Here is an 18,656-nt window from a genome sequence, read left to right as displayed (position 1 = left end):
GGAACAGGCTAACGCCAATCAGCCTTCCAGCTCAGCCCAGCGCTCTACCAATACATCCAGCTCGCCCTGCAGCTTCTCGATCTGTGCCAGCACCGCCGAAGTTTCTGCAATTGGCCGCTGATAGAAGCCCGCCGCATTCACTTCTTCCTGAGCCTCGGCCATCCGCTGTTCCAGCTCGTCGATCTGCCCCGGCAGCATTTCCAGCTCACGCTGCAGCTTGTAGCTGAGTTTCTTCTTCGAAGGCTCTTCCACCACCGCCGCAACAACAGGTTCAGGCTTGGCCTCGACCTTCTCAACCACCGCGCTGTTGAGCGCAGACTTGCCGCCCTTGCTCTCGGTCACACCCAGCAATTTCGGCGAGCCGCCCTGGCGAATCCAGTCCTCGTAGCCGCCCACATACTCACGCACCTTGCCCTCACCTTCGAACACCAGCGTGCTGGTGACGACGTTGTCGAGGAAGGCCCGGTCGTGGCTGACCATCAGCACGGTACCTTTGTAGTTGGACAGCACCTCCTCCAGCAGCTCGAGGGTTTCCACGTCCAGGTCGTTGGTCGGTTCGTCGAGCACCAGCAGGTTGGCCGGCTTGCTGAACAGCTTGGCCAGCAGCAGCCGCGCACGCTCACCACCCGACAGCGCCTTGACCGGCGTGCGCGCACGCTGGGGGCTGAACAGGAAGTCGCCCAGGTAGCTCAGCACGTGGCGGTTCTGACCATCGATCTCGATGAAATCACGGCCTTCAGCCAGGTTGTCGATCACGGTCTTTTCCAGGTCGAGCTGGTGGCGCATCTGGTCGAAATAAGCCACCTCGAGCTTGGTACCGCGCTCCACTTTGCCCGCAGTAGGCTCAAGGTCGCCCAGCATCATCTTGAGTAAAGTGGTCTTGCCAGTGCCGTTTGCGCCCAGCAGACCGATGCGGTCCTGCCGCTGCAGGACCATGGAAAAGTCCTTGACCAGCAGAGGCCCGTCCGGGTGATGGAAGCTGACATTTTCCAGCACCATCACCTGCTTGCCGGACTTGTCCGCTGCTTCGATCTGAATGTTGGCCTTGCCCTGTCGTTCGCGGCGCTCGCCACGCTCCACACGCAGGGCCTTCAGTGCACGCACACGGCCTTCGTTGCGGGTACGGCGGGCCTTGATACCCTGGCGAATCCACACTTCTTCCTGGGCCAGGCGCTTGTCGAACAGCGCGTTGGCGGTTTCCTCGGCGGCCAGTGCGGCCTCCTTGTGCACCAGGAAGCTGGCGTAGTCGCCGTTCCAGTCGATCAGGCCGCCACGGTCCAGCTCGAGGATGCGGGTGGCCAGGTTCTGCAGGAACGAACGGTCGTGGGTGATGAACAATACCGCGCCGTTGAAGCCACGCAGGGCCTCTTCGAGCCAGGCAATGGCACCGATGTCCAGGTGGTTGGTCGGTTCGTCGAGCAGCAGCAGGTCGGGCTCGGACACCAGCGCCTGGGCCAGCAGCACGCGGCGGCGCCAGCCACCGGACAGCTCGGCCAGGGTCTTGTCGGCCGGCAGTTGCAGGCGACTGAGCGTGCTTTCCACCACCTGCTGCAGGCGCCAGCCGTCGCGGGCTTCCAGCTCATGCTGGACGTGCATGAGTTTTTCCAGGTCTTCATCGCCCTGGATGTTCATGCTCAGGTGGTGGAACTGCGCCAGCAACTCGCCCACGCCGTCCAGACCAGCGGCTACGACGTCGAACACCGTTCGCTCGTCGGCCACCGGCAGCTCCTGTGGCAGCTCACCGATCTTCAGGCCCGGGGCACGCCAGATTTCGCCGTCGTCGCCCTTCTGCTCGCCCTTGACCAGGCGCAGCATGCTCGACTTGCCGGTGCCGTTGCGGCCGATGATGCACACCCGCTCGCCACGAGCGATCTGCCAGGACACTTTGTCCAGCAGCGGCATGGCGCCGAATGCGAGGGACACATCGCTGAATTTGAGCAGGGTCATGTTGGTCTCCATAAATCGGGCGCGCATTCTACCTGACTTGGGCCCCGACGGCATCCGCCAGGCCAACCGGCGAACGCCTGGCGACATCTGGTCGAACTTAATATCCCGATACACGCACAGCGCTTTCACCCACCGCCGGCAAACGGCTAAGCTAAGGCAATAGCTTCCAACAGTGCTGGCTCCGCCGACACTCCCCATGGTTCAACTGCCCGGACGTATCATGCGCAGCCGCCTGTTACATATTGCATCCTGCCTGCTGCTTACCGCCGCCACCTGCGTGGCGCAGGCCGCCGACCTGACCCTGCAACGCCAGTACTACGACGAGGCCAAGCGAGCGCTGGCCAAAGGCGACAAAGGCCCGTACCTGCGCTATGCCCAGGCCTTGAAGGACTACCCGCTGACGCCCTACCTGGCCTACGATGAACTCACCGCACGCCTGAAAAGCGCCAGCAACCAGGAAATCGAAGGCTTTCTTGCCAAGCATGGCGACCTGCCTCAGGCCAACTGGATGAAGCTGCGCTGGTTGCGCTGGCTGGCCGAACGTGGCGAGTGGGATACCTTCGTCAAGTACTACGACCCCAAGCTCAATTTTACCGAACTGGACTGCCTCAACGGCCAATACCAGCTCAGCCACGGCTTGCGCGCCGAAGGTTACGCCACCGCCGACAAGCTGTGGAACGTCGGCAAATCGCAACCTGCCGCCTGCGACGCGCTGTTCGGCATGTGGGCAGCCGAAGGCCAGTTGACCGAAGCCAAGCGCTGGGCACGCACCAAGCTGGCAGCCCAGGCGCGCAACTACGGCCTGGCAAACACGCTGGCCAAGGGCCTGACCACCCTCCGCCCGCAGGGGCGCCTGCTGGTCGACGTAGCGCAGAAGCCTGAGCTGCTCAACCAGCCGTCGCGCTTTACCCCGGTCAACGAGGCCATGTCCGACGTGGTCAGCCTCGGCCTTCGCCGCCTGGCCCGGCAGAACCCGGAGCGGGCCATGGCACTGCTCGACGATTACGCCCAGCGCATGCACTTCTCGCGTGATGAAAAGGTGGCCATCGCCCGCGAAATCGGCCTGACCCTCGCACGCCGCTACGACCCACGCGCGCTCGGCCTGATGACCCGCTACGACCCCGAGCTGCGTGACAACACCGTCAGCGAATGGCGCCTTCGCCTGCTGCTGCGCCTGGGCCGCTGGGAGGACGCCTACGAGCTGACCAAGCGCCTTCCCCAGGACCTGGCCAGCACCAGCCGCTGGAGGTACTGGCAGGCTCGCAGCCTGGAACTGGCACAGCCAAACAACCCGCAGGTTCCGCTGCTTTACAAGGCCGCAGCGCGTGAGCGTGACTTCTATGGCTTTCTCGCCGCCGACCGGGCACAGGCACCGTACCAGCTGAACAACAAGCCGCTGCTGCTGAGCCCGCAACTGGTCAAGAAGGTCCGTAACACGCCCGGTATCCAGCGCGCACTGGAATTCCACGCCCGTGGCCAGATTGTCGACGGCCGCCGTGAGTGGTACCACGTCAGCCGCCACTTCACCCGTGACGAAATGGTTGCACAGGCTCGCCTGGCCTACGAGCTGCGCTGGTACTTTCCAGCCATCCGCACCATCAGCCAGGCCCGCTACTGGGACGACCTGGACATCCGCTTCCCCATGGCCCACCGCGACACGCTGGTGCGTGAAGCCAAGGTTCGCGGCCTGCATTCGAGCTGGGTATTCGCCATCACTCGCCAGGAAAGCGCCTTCATGGAGGACGCACGCTCTCCCGTGGGCGCCAGCGGCCTGATGCAGTTGATGCCGGCCACGGCCAAGGAAACCGCACGCAAGTTCAGTATCCCGCTGACATCACCGGCGCAAGTGCTGATCCCGGACAAGAACATCCAGCTGGGTGCAGCCTACCTGAGCCAGGTACACAGCCAGTTCAACGGCAACCGGGTGCTGGCTTCGGCAGCCTACAACGCCGGCCCCGGGCGCGTTCGCCAGTGGCTCAAAGGCGCCAAGCACCTGAGCTTCGATGTGTGGGTAGAGTCGATCCCGTTCGACGAAACACGCCAATATGTGCAGAACGTGCTGTCGTATTCGGTGATCTACGGGCAAAAGCTGAATTCGCCGCAGCCGCTGGTGGATTGGCATGAGCGGTATTTCGATGACATGTGATTGCTGTTGAGCCTGTACCGGCCTCTTCGCGGGTGAACCCGCTCCTACAAGGGTTACGCGGTCGTTGTAGGAGCGGGTTCACCCGCGAAGAGGCCGGTACAGGCAACACACCTATTCCAGGATTTCTACTTCCATCCCCACCTCCAGCCACCCACTGCCATCCACCGCCAGGTTCTGGCCGAACAGCACGTCGCCTTCTTTTTCGCGGAAAGTCTTCAGCGTAGCCATCGGCTCACGGTCAGCGCTGCGCTCCCCAGTGGCTGGATCGATGGTCGTGAAGATGCACCGCACACTGGGCTTGAGCACGCGAAACGCCACGCTGCCGATGCGAATCCGCTTCCAGCCATCCTCGGCAAACGGCTCCGCGCCGTGCACCACCAGGTTGGGCCGAAAGCGCAGCATCGACATGGGCCGGCCAATACGCCGATTAAGCTCATCCAGCGAGCCCTGCCCAATCAGCAGCAAGGGGAAGCCATCTGGAAACGCCGCACGGTCACTGTTGAAGCCATAACCATTGGGCAGGTATCGCGCACGCTGCTCCGGGCAATGCACCAGGCGTACGGCCTTGCCCAGCAACTCGCTCAACCAGGCCGCCGCCGCATCGCCAGCGTCCGGCACACGCAGGGTATCGCGCCAGATCGTCACGCCGCGCAGGGCGTCATCGGCTGGCGGTACAGGCACCCGCAACGGCGCCTGTCCAGGGGCTTGCAGCAGCAACTGGCCGCTGTCGTCATCGCTCGCGTCGATCTGGCCAAGTTGTGGCCAGGCACGCTGGGTCAGAAAGCGTCCGTTTTCTTCCTCGACCACCATCCAGCGCCGGTCGCCTTGCAACCCCAGCAACCCCACCGGTGATGCCTTCAGGCTTTGCGCCTGCCCCGACTTCACCGGGTATCGATACAACTCACTGAGAAACATCCCTGCTGCCTCGCGTCATGCCAAAAGCCAAGCTTATACCTGGCAGGCACAACGTTCACGCAGCGGTGGTATCCAGCAACAGGCGCTGCTTGACCACATCGACAAGGCGATCAGGCTGGAACTTGGAAAGGAAGTTGTCACAACCCACCTTCTTCACCATGGATTCGTTGAAACTGCCTGACAGCGACGTGTGCAGTACCACATAGAGCTGGCGCAGGCGGGCATCGCTGCGGATCTCGGTGGTCAGCCGATAGCCGTCCATTTCCGGCATTTCTGCATCGGTGAACACCATCAGCAGTTTCTCGCACACGTCCTCGCCAGCATCGGCCCAGCCCTTGAGCATGCGCAGCGCCTTCAGGCCATCACTGGCCACATGCAGCTTCATGCCCAGTTGGGACAGGGTGTCGCGCAATTGCGCCAAGGCCACACTGGAGTCGTCCACCAGCAGCACCTCGCGGCCGCGGGCCCGGGCCAGCACCGGGTCGGCGAGCTTGTCGCCAGAAACCCGGGCGTTGTAGGGCACGATTTCGGCCAGCACTTTTTCCACGTCGATCACTTCCACCAGCTTCTCATCGACCTTGGTGATGGCAGTCAGGTAGTGCTGGCGACCGGCACTGGAAGGCGGCGGCATGATCGACTCCCAGTTCATGTTGACGATGCGGTCGACACCGCCCACCAGGAAGGCCTGCACCGAGCGGTTGTACTCGGTGACGATGATGGTGCTGTCCGGCCCCGGCTGTAGCGGGCGCATACCGATCGCCTGGGACAGGTCGATCACCGGCAGGGTCTGCCCGCGCAGGTTGACCACACCGCAGACATAGGCGTGCCGCTGGGGCATCAGGGTCAGCTTGGGCAGTTGCAGTACTTCCTGCACCTTGAACACGTTGATCGCGAACAGCTGGCGACCGGCCAGGCGAAACATCAGAATTTCCAGGCGGTTCTCACCCACCAGTTGCGTGCGTTGGTCTACCGTGTCGAGAATGCCAGCCATTGGAAAGCCCCCAGGCTTGAGTCGAAAAAGGTGAAATCATTTACCCTGTATCGGCGGCTTCACGCACACCTTGACCCCTGCGGGAAAATGCCGCGCGGATAATTGATATCACTTTAACATCATGCTTTACTGCCGACACATCGGGGCAAATCAGGGGCACGGCAAAAGTTCCCTACCCTAGCCCTTGATCAGGGAAACCCTTAGCGGCAATCGGGTGCAACCTGATGTTCGCGATATCCTTTAGCCATTAATGTGACGCCATTCTCATTGCATGAATGGAGTCAGGCTTTTGCTAGCTATCGTTTCGGCGTGCCCGCCCCCTGCGCCTACCCCACGCGCGGGGACTTGATGATGGACACTGCCTTATCGTTCGATGACGCCCTGCAGGGCTTCCTGCTGGATGCCCAGGTACTGCTGACCCAGGCCCAGGAATGCCTGCAGCATCTGGAGCTGATAGACAATGATCCGGATGCCTGCAGTTGCCTGAGCAGCGCCCTCGACACTATCGCCCGTCAAGCTACGCGCCTGGGCCTGCGTGAAGTTGCCCACTACACCACCGCCCTGCAACAGTTGCTCGCCCCGGCCTGTCACGGTGGTTGCCTGCAGCGTGAAGCCCTGCCCGCGATAGGGGCGTGCCTGACCTTGCTGGCCTGGCAGTTGGAGCTGGTCGATAGCCGTACAGGGCGGCTGAACCTGGACATCGGCGAGCAACTGGTGCTGCTGGGTGAATTGGCCAAGGTCGTACACCCCCCCTTTGCGCCAGCCTGTGCGTCCTGCGATGAAGAAGGCAGCACCTGCATTCACCCGCACAGTGACGCGGCAACCGGCACCCGCTCTAACCCCTCTAACCGCACGCATTAACCTGACGCAAAGTGCAACTAAGCAACTTTATTGAAACCCGACCATGGTCGAACTTGGAAAGTTCACCAGGCTTTCGGTGCATGCCGTTGAATCATTGCCGCACTAGTTACAGCACAAGTGGGTACAGCGCGATTAAAGGGTGGCACTTTGCTACCCGAAAGCGCCCGACCAGTAGGCGCTTCAACGCGTTACCCGGCCGCGACCGATGCAATGCAAAGTGGTAATATGCGCCCCCACAAACGCTTGCGACCGGAACAAAGGTGGCAAGAATACGTGTTCAAAAAAACAACGAAAGTACTGCGCCAAAGCCTCTGAGCAGCATTGTGCAAGGCCTCCATCAGCAATACTTCAGTGGCCTCCCTACCTATGTTTCCACGCTTGAAGACTTCTTTGCATTGCTGCTCCCGCGCCGCCGTGCTGCGCTGGGCAACGGTCGGGCTGTGCGTGGCCTCACTGGTTGCCAACATGGCGCTGTACCTGGCCAACCAGACAATCCCGGCCAGCCTGATGGTGCTTCAGTTGGTCGCCACGCTGGGCGCTGCTGTGCAACTGGGCCTGGGCGCCAGGTCAATCCACCTGCGCCCGGCTGAGCTGGCCGAGCGCATGCTCAAGGTGCAAGAAGACGAGCGTCAGCATCTGGGCCGGGAACTGCACGACGACATCGGTCAACTGCTCACCGCTGCCAAGCTGCAACTGCAGTGGCTGCAGCGGCGAATGCCCGACGAGTTGCAGGGGCACTGCGACGCCCTGCGCAGCACGCTGGATGACACCCTTGGTAATGTGCGCGATGTTTCCGCGCTGCTCAACCCCCGACAGTTGGCCAGCCTTGGTCTGGAAGCCAGCCTGCGCGCGCACCTGGTACGCACCCTGGCCAGCAGCGGCGTGCACTGGAGCCTGGCGTGCAACCAGCGTCTGGGCGGCATCGACGAAGCCGTGGCCATGGCAGTGTTCCGTATTACCCAGGAGGCGGTGACCAACATGTTGCGCCACGCCCAGGCACACAACCTGGTCATCCGCCTGCAACGCACCCCTGAGGGGCTGGCGCTGTCGATCCACGACGATGGTCGTGGTTTCGCCCCTGCCCGGCACCCGGCCGAGGCCGGTCAGCGCGGCCTGGCCGGCATGCAGGAGCGGGTAATCGCGCTGCAGGGCAGCCTCGACATCACCAGTCAGCCTGGCCGAGGCACGCAGATCGAAGCGATGTTCCCGTGGTCCCCGCGCACCCAGCAACGCGCCAGGAGTATTACCAACCATGACCTGTAGACTACTGCTGGTAGATGACCACTCGCTGATCCGCGCCGGGGTGCGCGCACTGGTCTGCGATATCCCCGGCTATGACGTGATCGGCGAAGCCGACGACGGCAACCAGCTACTCGACCAGGTACGCACACTGACGCCCGACATCATCTTGCTGGACATCTCCATGCGTTCGACCAGCGGCCTGGACGCGCTCACCCAACTGCGGGCCAGCGGCAGTACCTGCAAAGTGCTGATCCTGTCCATGCACACCGACCCGGACCTGATCATGCGCGCCCTGGAAAGCGGCGCCCACGGCTACCTGCTCAAGGATACCAGCGCCACGGAGCTGGAACAGGCCCTGGGTGCAGTACGCCATGGTGAGCGCTACCTCAGCCCGGCCATCGCCCACACCGTCATCAACCAGGCGCTGCGGCACACCAAGCAGGGCAAGCAAAGCGCTGGCGAACGGCATAATCTGACTTCACGGCAGCTTGAGATCCTGCGCCTGATCGTACGCGGCAAGTCCACTCGGGAAATCGCTGCGGGCCTGGGCCTGTCGATCAAAACCGTGGAAACTCACCGATCGCAAATCATGAAGCGCCTGCAGATTCACGACGTGGCCGGCCTGGTGCTGTTCGCCGTACGCGAAAAAATCATCAGCCTGGATGACTGAGCAACGGCGACCCGGCTGGCAGGTGCAGGTGCAACGCCGCCGCTCTCGCCTGAAAGCGCAGGTTGGCGGCCTGCAACGGCTCGCCATCGAGGTTGATGTCCAACCCTTGCGAACTCTTGATCTCGACCCATGGCAGCCTGGCCCGAATGAACAGGCCGTCACCGCCCAACAGGTCACGCAGAGCTCCCACCATCTCCTGTGGCGCAGGCAGAATGGCGACTTCAAGCAAGCCGTCGTTGACCAGGGCTTCGGGGCACAACACCTGCCCGCCCCCGGCCTGGCGGCCATTGCCGATACCCAGCGCCAGTAAATCCCCTTGCCAATGGAAGCCCGGCCCCAGTAGCTCCACCGAAGCGGCCTGAAGCTCACTGAAGCGGGACAATCCGGTGAACAGGTAGGCGGCAGCGCCCAGCACTTTCTTGAGGTCTTCGGAGGTATTGGCGGTGACCTGGCTGCCAAAGCCACCCGTGGCCATGTTGAGGAACAGCTGATCGCCAGCCTGCCCCAGGTCTATGGGTTGTGGCGCGACATTCAGCAAGGCCAGCGCCGACGCCGGCTCCAGGGGAATGCCAGCGGCCTTGGCAAAATCGTTGGCAGTGCCCAATGGCAACAAGGTCAGGCTGGCTTTGGTAGCAGCCAATCCCATGGCCTCGGCCACATCACGTAATGTGCCGTCCCCGCCACCGGCGACGATATGGCTGTAACCCGCCGCCAGTGCCTCGGCGACCAGCCGTTGCGCATCGCCCGCCTCCCAGGTCACCCGTACATCCAGCACCCAGCCACTCTCGCGCAGGTCGCGCACGGCGCTGCGCACCTCTTCGTTCATCGCCTGCTTGCCGTGCAGCACCAGCATTGCCTTGCGCCCTTGCATGTGCGCATCTCCGTAAAATGGACCAACCCAAATCTCGACCACTGGCCCGCCCGGATCGTTGCATGCCCTGGAAAAAACATTGGCCAAGCGGCGCTTCTGCGACTGATCGCGTTGCCGGTCATTTTTTCCACATGTGGCAATCCCGGCTATGCTCAGCAGATACCCCTATTGCCATGGACGCGCCCGGCAGTGGCTACCCCACTGCTGCCAACGGGCGCGTTTTGCTATCTGCAGCCTTTCGCGAGGACTTCGGGTCATGCGCATTCTCTGGACACTGCCCTACCTGCCTTGGCCGACCACCAGCGGCCACAAAACCCGGCAATACCATCTGCTGCGCGCACTGGCGCAGCGCGGCCACCGGATCACCCTGCTGGTGCAGTCGAAAATCCCTCTCAGCGATGCAGCACGTGAGGCCCTGGAGCCACTCCTCGAACGCATTGTCGTGCTACCCCGCAGACCACTGCACAGTCCACTCAACCTGCTCGCTTCACCCATCATCGACTACCCCATGCGGGCAATCATCAATGGCCTGGCGCCTCGCCTGCGGCACCGGTTCGAGCAATTACTGGACGAACCCTGGGACGTGATCCAGATCGAGCACAGTTACAGCTTCCAGCCGTTCGAAAAAGCCCTGCAGGCTCGCGGGCTGCCCTACATGCTTAGCGAGCACAACCTGGAGTCGGTAATGGGCGGTGCCTGCCACGACCGCCTGCCGCTGTGGCTGCGCCCGCTCAACGCCTTCGACCGCTGGCGCTACCGGCGCTGGGAACACCGTGTGCTGCGCCAACCCACCGAACTGGTGGCCGTCTGCGCCCACGATGCCGAGCTGATCGCGCAGATCAGCGGGCGTCCGGTGAATGTGGTGGTCAACGGCGTGGATTGTGACTACTACCAGCAAGTGCAACCTGCGATGCACAGCCAGCGTCTGTTGTTCGTCGGCAATTTCGAATATGGCGCCAATCTGGAGGCCATCGAGTGGGCACTGGACGACATCATGCCGAAGGTGTGGATGAGCAACCCGGCGGTGCGTCTGGCTATTGCCGGGCATGCCATGCCGGCCAACTGGAAACTTCACTGGAACGACCCACGCATCGAATGGTTCGGCTACCGACCCGACCTGCGTGAACTGCAACGATGTTCAGCGCTGTTCTTCGCCCCCCTGCGCTATGCCGGTGGCTCGAAGGTGAAAATCCTCGAAGCGATGGCCGCCGGCTTACCCGTGATCACCACCGACAAGGGCGTTTCAGGCCTGAGCGTGAATAACGGCGAGCACTACTTGGGCAGTGACGACGGTGATCTGCTGGCGCTGCTGATCACCCAACTGCTCAACCAGCCTTGGCGCATGAGCCAATTGAGCGCTGCCGGGCGCCAGTTTGCCCGCCAGCGCCACGACTGGAGCGTGGCCGCCCAACAACTGGAGAATGTGCACATACGCCTGACCCAGGCGGCACCGGCCGAAGCCGCGCCGCTGGCCAGTGCCTGGCTGGGCCGCTCAGCCAAGTAGCTCGCTGAAGGGGATGAATGGCACGCTGTCGCCCTGTTTCGGCGTGCTGCCTTCACGCACTTCCACCAGCCCCTCGGCCCAGGCTGCGCTACGCAGCACACCCGAGCTCTGGTTCTTGTAGATGCGCACCCGACCCTGCTCGATGCGCGCGCGCAGGTATTCGCGGCGCGTACCAGGCTTGGGCCAGTCAAACCCAGCCGGCACGTCGAAACGTAGCGGCGTGACGTCAACTACACCCTGACGACGCAGCAGGTAGGGCCTGGTCAGCAGACCGAAGGTGACCAAGGTCGAGGCCGGATTGCCCGGCAAGCCGATCACCGGCACGCCCTGGAAGTGGCCGAAGGTCAGCGGCTTGCCCGGTTTGATCGCCAGCTTCCACAACGCCAGTTCGCCGGCCTCGCGCAGGGCAGCGCCGAGGTAGTCGGCTTCCCCCACCGAGACGCCTCCGGTGGACAGAATCAGGTCTACGCCACCCAGTTCAGCCAGGCAGGCGCGAGTGCGCGCCAGGTCATCCGGCAAGATGCCGGCATCGACCACTTCGCAACCCAGCCGCTGCAACCAGCTGACCAGCAGCCTGCGGTTGCTGTTGTAGATTTGCCCGGGCCCCAGCGGCAGGCCGGGCTCGACCAGTTCGTCGCCGGTGGACAGCACCGCCACTTTCACCTTGCGTACCACGTCCAGGTGGCCATACCCCAAGGTCGCCGCCAAGCCCAGTTCGATCGGCCCAAGGCGGGTGCCGGCGCTCATCACCTGCTCGCCGTTGCGGGTTTCCTGGCCTTGAGGGCGTATGTTCTGCTCGGTCCGCAACCCTTCGAGAAAGCGCACCCGGCCATCGTCGAGTACTTCGGTGTTTTCCTGCATCTCGACGCAGTCGGCCCCCTCCGGCACAGGCGCACCGGTGAAGATCCGCGCGCAGGTACCCGGTTGCAGCGGCTGGGGCGCATGGCCGGCGAAAATACGCTGGCTGACCGGCAGCGGCTGGCCCTGCCAGTCAGCCAGGCGCAAGGCATAACCGTCCATGGCGCTGTTCGGCCAAGGCGGCAGGTCGAGCGAGGCCACCAGGTCGGTGGCCAGCACGCGGCCTTCGGCTTCGGCCAGCGGCAGGTTTTCGATCTCGCGGATCGGCGCAGCCTCGGCCAATGCCAGCAATTGCTCCAGCGCCTGCTCCACCGGCATCAGCGGCCGGGCCTGGCTGACCTCAGCCACGGCTGTCACAGGCCGCTGCCTGCTTCAGGTGCGCCACGAAGTTGCATGGGCGGTGACGGGCATCAAGCTGCTCGGCCAGGATGCCATCCCAACCGGTGCGCACAGCGTTGGTCGAGCCCGGCAGGCAGCACACCAGCGTGCCGTTGGCCAGCCCGGCCAAGGCACGCGACTGCACGGTGGAGGTGCCAATGTCGGCCACTGAAATCTGCCGGAACAGCTCGCCAAAACCGTCCACTTGCTTGTCCAGCAGGCAGGCCACCGCCTCGGGGGTGCTGTCGCGACCGGTAAACCCGGTGCCGCCCGTAATCAGCACCACTTGCACGTTGTCATCGGCGATCCACGTGGCGACCTGGGCTCGGATCTTGTACAGGTCATCCTTGAGCAGCACACGCTCGGCAAGGCGATGACCGGCGGCGCTCAGGCGGTCGACGAACATCTGGCCAGAGGTGTCGGTGTCGAAGGTACGGGTGTCGCTGACCGTGAGCACGGCGATGCTCAGCGCCACGAAGGGGGTATCTGCCTTGGCTTTCATGGGTGTCCGTCACAACAGGATGAGATGGACGCAGTTATATCACAGCGCACCTTTTCCGGCGTTGCCCCCATCAGCCTTGCCCTGGGTCAAGGGGACGAATTAGTCGCTATGCTGCACTTGGAGTGAACTTGCACTAACGTCCTGCGTCATAAATGTCATCTAGCACCATCGCACTTGGAGAAACACGATGATCAAACGGACCCTACCCGCCTTCCTGCTCGCCTTGGGTTTGGGCGCCCTCGCTGGCTGCTCGACCCCAACCGTCATTACCCTGAACGATGGCCGGGAGATCCAGGCAACCGACAAACCTTCCTACGACGAAGACTCGGGCTTCTATGAATTCGAGCAACTCGACGGCAAGCGCACACGCCTGAACAAGGACCAGATCCGCACCGTCAAAGAGCTCTGATCACGGCCCCGTTCAGGCCATGGCCCTTTAAACAACAAGGGCTTGCGGGCAAAAACGGGATGCAGTAGGATTTTGGTCATCGGAGTGTAGCGCAGCCAGGTAGCGCGTCTCGTTCGGGACGAGAAGGCCGCAGGTTCGAATCCTGTCTCTCCGACCAAATCCTTGTCAAAAAGCCCGCCATGTGCGTAATGCCAGTCAGTTAAGCTGACTGGCATTTTTCATTTTCGGGTGGGGTACTTCGCTGGACGTTGCTTCACCGTTCGCGGAAACCATCGGTCAGGCCGTCGATGTGGCAAAACATATTGTGCCGCCGAAGCCTGCAGATCCGACAAAAATCCCGGCAAATTCCCGGGGTGGTTCAAGGATGTGCCATGCAGCAAGCCCAGTATTGCCCAGCTACAGGCAGTAAAACTCATCTCGCATGGGTACACACCGGGGCACTGTCGAGACATCTGCACCATCTGATAACGCAACAGGTTGTAGCCCAGCAGTACGCCCCATAGCTCTTGTGCAATCATCTCCGGCGTCTTGCTTCTCAGCGTATATTCACCGCCTAAAAGCCCTTGCTTGATCTCTCGGTATCCCAGTTCGATTTCCCAGCGCTGACTGTAAAGGTCGACGATCTCATCACCTGGGAAACGCAGCGGATCGACCATTGAGGTCAGTACATTCACCACCTTGCCTTTGATCGTCTTGCTTAACAGCCGCGCTCGAATCTCCAGCGGCAGGCCGGGCCATTGCTTACGGGCTTGCGGCGAGGTGCGCAGAACGACCACGGCATCATTGCGCCCAAGCTTGTGCTCGACCTCGTACTGGGTACCCTTCTTCAAAGGAATAAGCCAATGACGCTGCTCGCCTTGTGATTGCCAGTGATGCAGCAAACCCAACGAGTAGAAACCTTTATCGAACAGGGTCAGCGAGTGATCAGGCGTGGTAGCACTCAGCTGTTCGGCCAGCTTCATTTCGCTACTGTGATAGCTCTCGAAAGTACTGCTTATCAGCAGATGGCTAGTCAGTTCCATCTGGCAGACCATTCGGACTTGAGGGTAGCTGCCATCGCCATGCTGGTTGGTCGCGCCGCCGTAGCACGCCCGGTTTTCTGTGGTGTCGGGGGTATTCCAGACCACGCCATCCACGCCCAAAAGCGTTAACCCCAACCATTGCGGGTGTTGAACTTCTGCATGCCATCGTTGCTGGGTGAGCGAGAACACCTCGCGAACAGCTTCGCTACCCAGTCGTTGCCGTCCCTGAACAACAGCGCTGGGCGCCACCAGGGGTCGCTTGCCCGGCAGCATGATGTCCATGTGATTCACGACATCCCAGACCGACATCCGGCGGAACAACGCCATGCCGATGATGCACCAGACCAGGCTTTCCAACGGCAGCCGGCGCTTGCGTATAGTCGAGACGCCTGCCGTTTCGAAGGCCTGTTTCACAATGTCTGGATCAAGCAACGCTCCAAGCCCTTCGAGGGCATGTGGCCGCGATGCCATTTCATGAGTGAGGGACAGGGCTTTTGACAGGCGCATAAAAAATCCGATGCTCGTTTCCAAGCATCGGATTTTGCGGCCTATGGGCTAAAGGTCAATGCGTCAGTCTTAACTGACTGGCATTACGCCATGTGCGGGCTTTTTGTTGTGTTAAAAATACCTCTGTGCGCAACTTAAGCCGCCGTGGGCACCTGCATCCACTGCAGGCCGAGTCAGGCGGTCAGGCGGTCAGGCGGGAGGTGACTTCACCCAACTGCCCTGACAAACCATGCAGGCGCTGCCCCGCCTGCTCGGTATGCTGGACCGCTTCCTGGTTGGCTGTGGCAATGCGGGTAATTTCGATCAGGTTGCGCGAAATATCTTCGGCCACGCTGGTCTGCTCCTCGGCCGCTGTGGCGATTTGCCGGTTCATGTCACGAATCGCCTCCACGGCCTGAGTGATACGTTGCAACATCTGCCCGGCCTGCTCGACCTGCTCAGCCCCTTCCTGGCTACGTTGCTGGCCGCTTTCGATGGCCTTGACCGCCTCCACAGCCCCCGACTGTACCGCTTCGATGATCTGGTGGATCTCTGCAATCGACGCTGCCGTGCGTTGGGCCAGGCTACGCACTTCATCGGCGACCACCGCAAAACCACGCCCGGCTTCGCCAGCACGGGCCGCTTCGATGGCCGCGTTAAGCGCCAGCAGGTTGGTCTGTTCAGCAATGCCGCGGATCACTTCCAGCACTTTGCCTATACGTGTGCTGTCATGCTCCAGATCGCGAATTACCGTCGCCGTGCCGGCGATTTCGCGGTTGACCAACCCGATGATGTCGATGGTCTGCTGCATCACCTGCTCGCCCGCCTGGGCGCTGTGGTCGGCGTCATCGGCCGCACGGGCAGCCTCGGCGGCGTGGCGAGCGACCTCTTGGGCAGTGGCGGACATTTCATGCATGGCCGTGGCCACCTGGTCAGTACGCTGGAACTGGTCATGGGTACCGCGGGCCATGTCACCGGCAATATTGCGCAACTGGCCGCTGGCGCCTTCCAGCTCCTGAGCGTTGTCCTGCAGCCGGCCGACTGTGTCGGCAAGGAAGTCTCGCAGGGTGTTGGCTGCCCGCGCCAGGCGCCCCAACTCATCCTCCCGACGGCTGTCGACCCGGGCAGCAAAGCGGCCCTGACTGAGCTGCGCGACGTACTCGATCAACTGGCGGATCGGCTCGATCAGGCTACGGTTGACCAGCCACAGGCTGAGCAGCCCCACCAGCACCGCAGAAGCCAGCATCACCAGCAGGCCCAACCATACGGTGCGCTCGGCACTGGCATTGATGCTGGCTGCACGCTGGTGGGCATCGGCGCGCAGTTGCTCCACCAGTTCGCTCATCTGCTCACTGGCAGCACGATCCACGCCTTTGACCGCCCGGTCGCCCGCTACCGGGTCGCCGCCTGCCGCAAGGAAGGCCTGGCGGCCTTGCGCATAGGCCTGGCCCAACTGGCGGTGACTGTCGCGCAATTCCTGCAGCGACGCCTTGAGCCTGGCATCGCTATTGTCGATCAATTGCCCGAGCAGTTGTTGTACTTGCTGTTCGCGGGCCTGGAACTGCTGCCAGTACTTGTCCATCTCCGCAGGCTGGCGCCCGCGCAACAGCACGTTCTTCCATTCCTGCACCTGGATCTTGAACTGCAGGTTGGCTTCGTCAATCAATTGCGAGGCCCGCAGTGGCCCGTCGACCAGCTCGGCGTAGCCACGCACGCTGGACGACAGGAACTGGAAACACACCAAGGCGATCAGCAGCATCGCCAGCACACTGCCGCCGAGCAGCGAGAGAATTTGCACTCTGAGGGATTTACGCAACATCGAGGGTCTCGGAACCAGAGGGAGTAGGCTGAGGCCGCTGTACAGCCTCATTACTGGCAGGCCAAAAAAAAGCTGCCATCACGCAATGGCAGCCAGGTCGAGCACTTACGCAACAGTTGAGGCAAATCTTCTCAGGCAATTACTACAGAAATGTTACAAAGCCACGACACGCTAGCCCGTGGTGAACTGCAGCGCTGCCAGCCGCGCATACAGCGGGCTGTCCTCGATCAACTGACGGTGGGTGCCCACCGCCACCAGCCGGCCCTGGTCGATGACCGCGATGCGCTCGGCATGCTGCACCGTGGCCAGGCGATGGGCGATCACCAGCGTGGTACGGCCGGCCATCAGGCTGGGCAGCGCTTGCTGGATCAAGTATTCGCTTTGGGCATCGAGGGCACTGGTGGCTTCGTCCAGCAACAGGATCGGCGCATCGACCAGCAAAGCCCGGGCGATCGCCAAGCGCTGACGCTGCCCGCCGGAAAGGCCTATGCCACCTTCCCCCAGTTGTGTCTGGTAGCCTTGGGGCAGTTGCCGGATGAATTCGTCGGCATGGGCGCCGCGGGCTGCTGCTTCGACTTCAGCCAAGGTCGCCTCGGGCCGGCCATACCGAATGTTGGCCTCCACCGTGCCACGGAACAGCGAGGGGTTTTGTGCTACCAAGGCGAACTGCCGGCGCAGCTGGTCGGGATCAAGCTCGGTAACTGGCTGGCCATCAAGCAGGATGCGGCCTTGCTGGGGGTCGTAAAAGCGTAGCAACAAATCGAACAGGGTCGACTTGCCTGCCCCGGAAGGGCCTACCAGGGCGACGGTCTGGCCGGGCTCGATGGTCAGGCTCAGGCCGTCGACAGCCGCCACCGTGGGCCGTGAAGGGTAAGCGAACACCACCTGCTGCAGTTCGATACGCCCACTCGCCCGCTGCTGTGGCAGCACCTGCGCCACGACGGGCGGCAGGATGGCACTTCGCGCGGCCAACAGTTCGGCAATGCGCTCGGCGGCACCCGCGGCCCGCTGCAGCTCGCCGATCACCTCACTGAGGGTACCGAAAGCGCTGCCGACGATCAGGCTGTAGAACACGAATGCAGCCAACTCACCTGCGGATATACGCCCGGCGATCACATCCATGCCGCCGACCCACAGCATCACCCCCACCGCCCCCAACACCAGCACGATCACCAGGGTAATCAGCCAGGCACGCTGGGTAATCCGCTTGCGGGCAACAGTAAACGCTGCTTCGACCGTATCGGCGAACAGTTCGCGGTCGTGCGCCTGGTGGTTGTAGGCCTGCACGGTCTTGATCTGCCCCAGCGTCTCAGCCACGTAGCTGCCCACATCGGCGACCCTGTCCTGGCTCTGCCGCGACAGGCTGCGCACCCGACGGCCGAACAACAGGATCGGTGCCAGCACCAGCGGCAACGTTACCACCACGATGCTGGTGAGCTTGGGGTTGGTGATGAACAGCAATGCCACACCGCCAATGACCATCAGCGCGTTGCGCAAGAACATCGACAGCGATGAACCGATCACTGATTGCAGCAAGGTGGTGTCCGCTGTCAGCCGCGACTGGATCTCGGAGCTGCGGTTGTCTTCGAAAAAACCTGGGTGCAGGCCGATCAGGTGGTCGAAGACGGCACGACGGATATCGGCCACACAGCGCTCGCCAATCCACGACACCAGGTAGAAACGGCTGAAGGTACCCACTGCCAGCGCCAGCACCAGCAGCAGGAACAGCCCGATAGTCTGATTGAGCTGATGCGCGGAGCGGGTCATGAAGCCTTGATCCACCAGCAAGCGGATTCCTTGGCCCATCGACAGGGTGATGGCAGCGGTGACTACCAGCGCCAGCAATGCCAGCAGCACCTGCCGGCGATAAGGGCGAACGAACTGCCAAGCCAGGCGCAAGGCACGGCGTTGGCGTGGGGAAACCGATTCAGGCATGACAACACAACCACAAAGGGTGGGGAAGCCGCAGCCTACCACTCATCCCGGTCGGGAGACTGCATGCAGGTTGCTATAACGCATCGATCTAACCAGATTA

General features: G+C 62.3%; 15 protein-coding genes and 1 tRNA gene. 7 read left to right on the top strand and 9 right to left on the bottom strand.

Features of this window, described 5'->3' with window-relative positions; all coding sequences use genetic code 11:
• Positions 1–18 precede the first annotated feature (18 nt).
• Complete coding sequence (locus J3A98_RS05625; RefSeq protein ID WP_209964632.1) at positions 19–1,947, bottom strand: ATP-binding cassette domain-containing protein; 1,929 nt, start codon at positions 1,945–1,947, stop codon at positions 19–21.
• 220 nt (positions 1,948–2,167) lie between these two features.
• Here J3A98_RS05625 and J3A98_RS05620 point away from each other — a divergent pair, with 220 nt between their 5' ends.
• Positions 2,168–4,093, top strand: coding sequence for a transglycosylase SLT domain-containing protein (locus tag J3A98_RS05620; protein ID WP_209964630.1), 1,926 nt, complete (start codon positions 2,168–2,170; stop codon positions 4,091–4,093).
• 111 nt (positions 4,094–4,204) lie between these two features.
• Here J3A98_RS05620 and J3A98_RS05615 read toward each other — a convergent pair whose 3' ends face one another.
• Together J3A98_RS05615 and J3A98_RS05610 are read right to left on the bottom strand one after the other, a co-directional pair.
• Entirely contained in the window at positions 4,205–5,008 is an 804-nt protein-coding gene (locus J3A98_RS05615; protein ID WP_209964627.1) for an MOSC domain-containing protein, read from the bottom strand.
• Between the two features lie 55 nt (positions 5,009–5,063).
• Positions 5,064–5,999 carry a chemotaxis protein CheV gene (locus J3A98_RS05610; protein ID WP_003248753.1) on the bottom strand — a complete coding sequence of 312 codons (936 nt, stop codon included), beginning with the start codon at positions 5,997–5,999 and terminating at the stop codon, positions 5,064–5,066.
• A gap of 351 nt (positions 6,000–6,350) precedes the next feature.
• Here J3A98_RS05610 and J3A98_RS05605 point away from each other — a divergent pair, with 351 nt between their 5' ends.
• The 3 genes from J3A98_RS05605 (at position 6,351) to J3A98_RS05595 (ending at position 8,772) form a co-directional block, all read left to right on the top strand.
• Positions 6,351–6,860 (top strand): histidine kinase, encoded by a 510-nt coding sequence (locus tag J3A98_RS05605; protein WP_209964625.1) that lies wholly within the window; start codon positions 6,351–6,353, stop codon positions 6,858–6,860.
• 366 nt (positions 6,861–7,226) lie between these two features.
• A complete protein-coding gene (locus tag J3A98_RS05600; protein WP_209964623.1) occupies positions 7,227–8,123 on the top strand; it encodes a sensor histidine kinase in 897 nt (298 codons plus the stop codon).
• Positions 8,113–8,772 (top strand): response regulator transcription factor, encoded by a 660-nt coding sequence (locus J3A98_RS05595; RefSeq protein WP_176684839.1) that lies wholly within the window; start codon positions 8,113–8,115, stop codon positions 8,770–8,772. Before J3A98_RS05600 ends, J3A98_RS05595 begins: the two co-directional genes overlap by 11 nt.
• Here the strand turns inward: J3A98_RS05595 and yegS are convergent.
• Positions 8,756–9,643 carry a lipid kinase YegS gene (yegS, locus tag J3A98_RS05590; RefSeq protein WP_209964621.1) on the bottom strand — a complete coding sequence of 296 codons (888 nt, stop codon included), beginning with the start codon at positions 9,641–9,643 and terminating at the stop codon, positions 8,756–8,758. The two genes, J3A98_RS05595 and yegS, sit on opposite strands and share 17 nt — an antisense overlap.
• A 256-nt stretch (positions 9,644–9,899) precedes the next feature.
• On the opposite strand from yegS, the gene J3A98_RS05585 reads away from it, so the two are divergent.
• Positions 9,900–11,147, top strand: coding sequence for a glycosyltransferase family 4 protein (locus J3A98_RS05585; RefSeq protein ID WP_209964619.1), 1,248 nt, complete (start codon positions 9,900–9,902; stop codon positions 11,145–11,147).
• Here the strand turns inward: J3A98_RS05585 and glp are convergent.
• Both glp and moaB read right to left on the bottom strand, forming a co-directional pair.
• Positions 11,136–12,323, bottom strand: coding sequence for a gephyrin-like molybdotransferase Glp (gene glp, locus J3A98_RS05580; protein WP_209969745.1), 1,188 nt, complete (start codon positions 12,321–12,323; stop codon positions 11,136–11,138). The genes J3A98_RS05585 and glp overlap by 12 nt on opposite strands.
• A gap of 22 nt (positions 12,324–12,345) precedes the next feature.
• A complete protein-coding gene (moaB, locus tag J3A98_RS05575) occupies positions 12,346–12,885 on the bottom strand; it encodes a molybdenum cofactor biosynthesis protein B (RefSeq protein WP_014591793.1) in 540 nt (179 codons plus the stop codon).
• A gap of 187 nt (positions 12,886–13,072) precedes the next feature.
• Here moaB and J3A98_RS05570 point away from each other — a divergent pair, with 187 nt between their 5' ends.
• Positions 13,073–13,294: a YgdI/YgdR family lipoprotein gene (locus J3A98_RS05570; protein WP_003248738.1), complete on the top strand. Its 222-nt coding sequence runs from the start codon at positions 13,073–13,075 to the stop codon at positions 13,292–13,294.
• A gap of 80 nt (positions 13,295–13,374) precedes the next feature.
• Positions 13,375–13,451 (top strand) — tRNA-Pro (locus tag J3A98_RS05565).
• Between the two features lie 61 nt (positions 13,452–13,512).
• On the opposite strand, the gene J3A98_RS05560 is transcribed toward J3A98_RS05565, so the two are convergent.
• From J3A98_RS05560 to J3A98_RS05550, 3 genes are all read right to left on the bottom strand, one after another.
• Positions 13,513–14,823 carry an IS4 family transposase gene (locus J3A98_RS05560; RefSeq protein WP_209964617.1) on the bottom strand — a complete coding sequence of 437 codons (1,311 nt, stop codon included), beginning with the start codon at positions 14,821–14,823 and terminating at the stop codon, positions 13,513–13,515.
• 181 nt (positions 14,824–15,004) lie between these two features.
• Positions 15,005–16,621: a methyl-accepting chemotaxis protein gene (locus tag J3A98_RS05555; protein WP_209964615.1), complete on the bottom strand. Its 1,617-nt coding sequence runs from the start codon at positions 16,619–16,621 to the stop codon at positions 15,005–15,007.
• Between the two features lie 171 nt (positions 16,622–16,792).
• Positions 16,793–18,556, bottom strand: a complete 1,764-nt coding sequence (locus tag J3A98_RS05550) for an ABC transporter transmembrane domain-containing protein (protein WP_209964613.1) — start codon at positions 18,554–18,556, stop codon at positions 16,793–16,795.
• Positions 18,557–18,656 lie beyond the last annotated feature (100 nt).

Source organism: Pseudomonas sp. BP6 (genome assembly GCF_017875935.1).
In the GTDB taxonomy this organism is placed as follows: domain Bacteria; phylum Pseudomonadota; class Gammaproteobacteria; order Pseudomonadales; family Pseudomonadaceae; genus Aquipseudomonas; species Aquipseudomonas putida_Y.
This window is presented reverse-complemented; position numbering and strand designations above follow the sequence as displayed.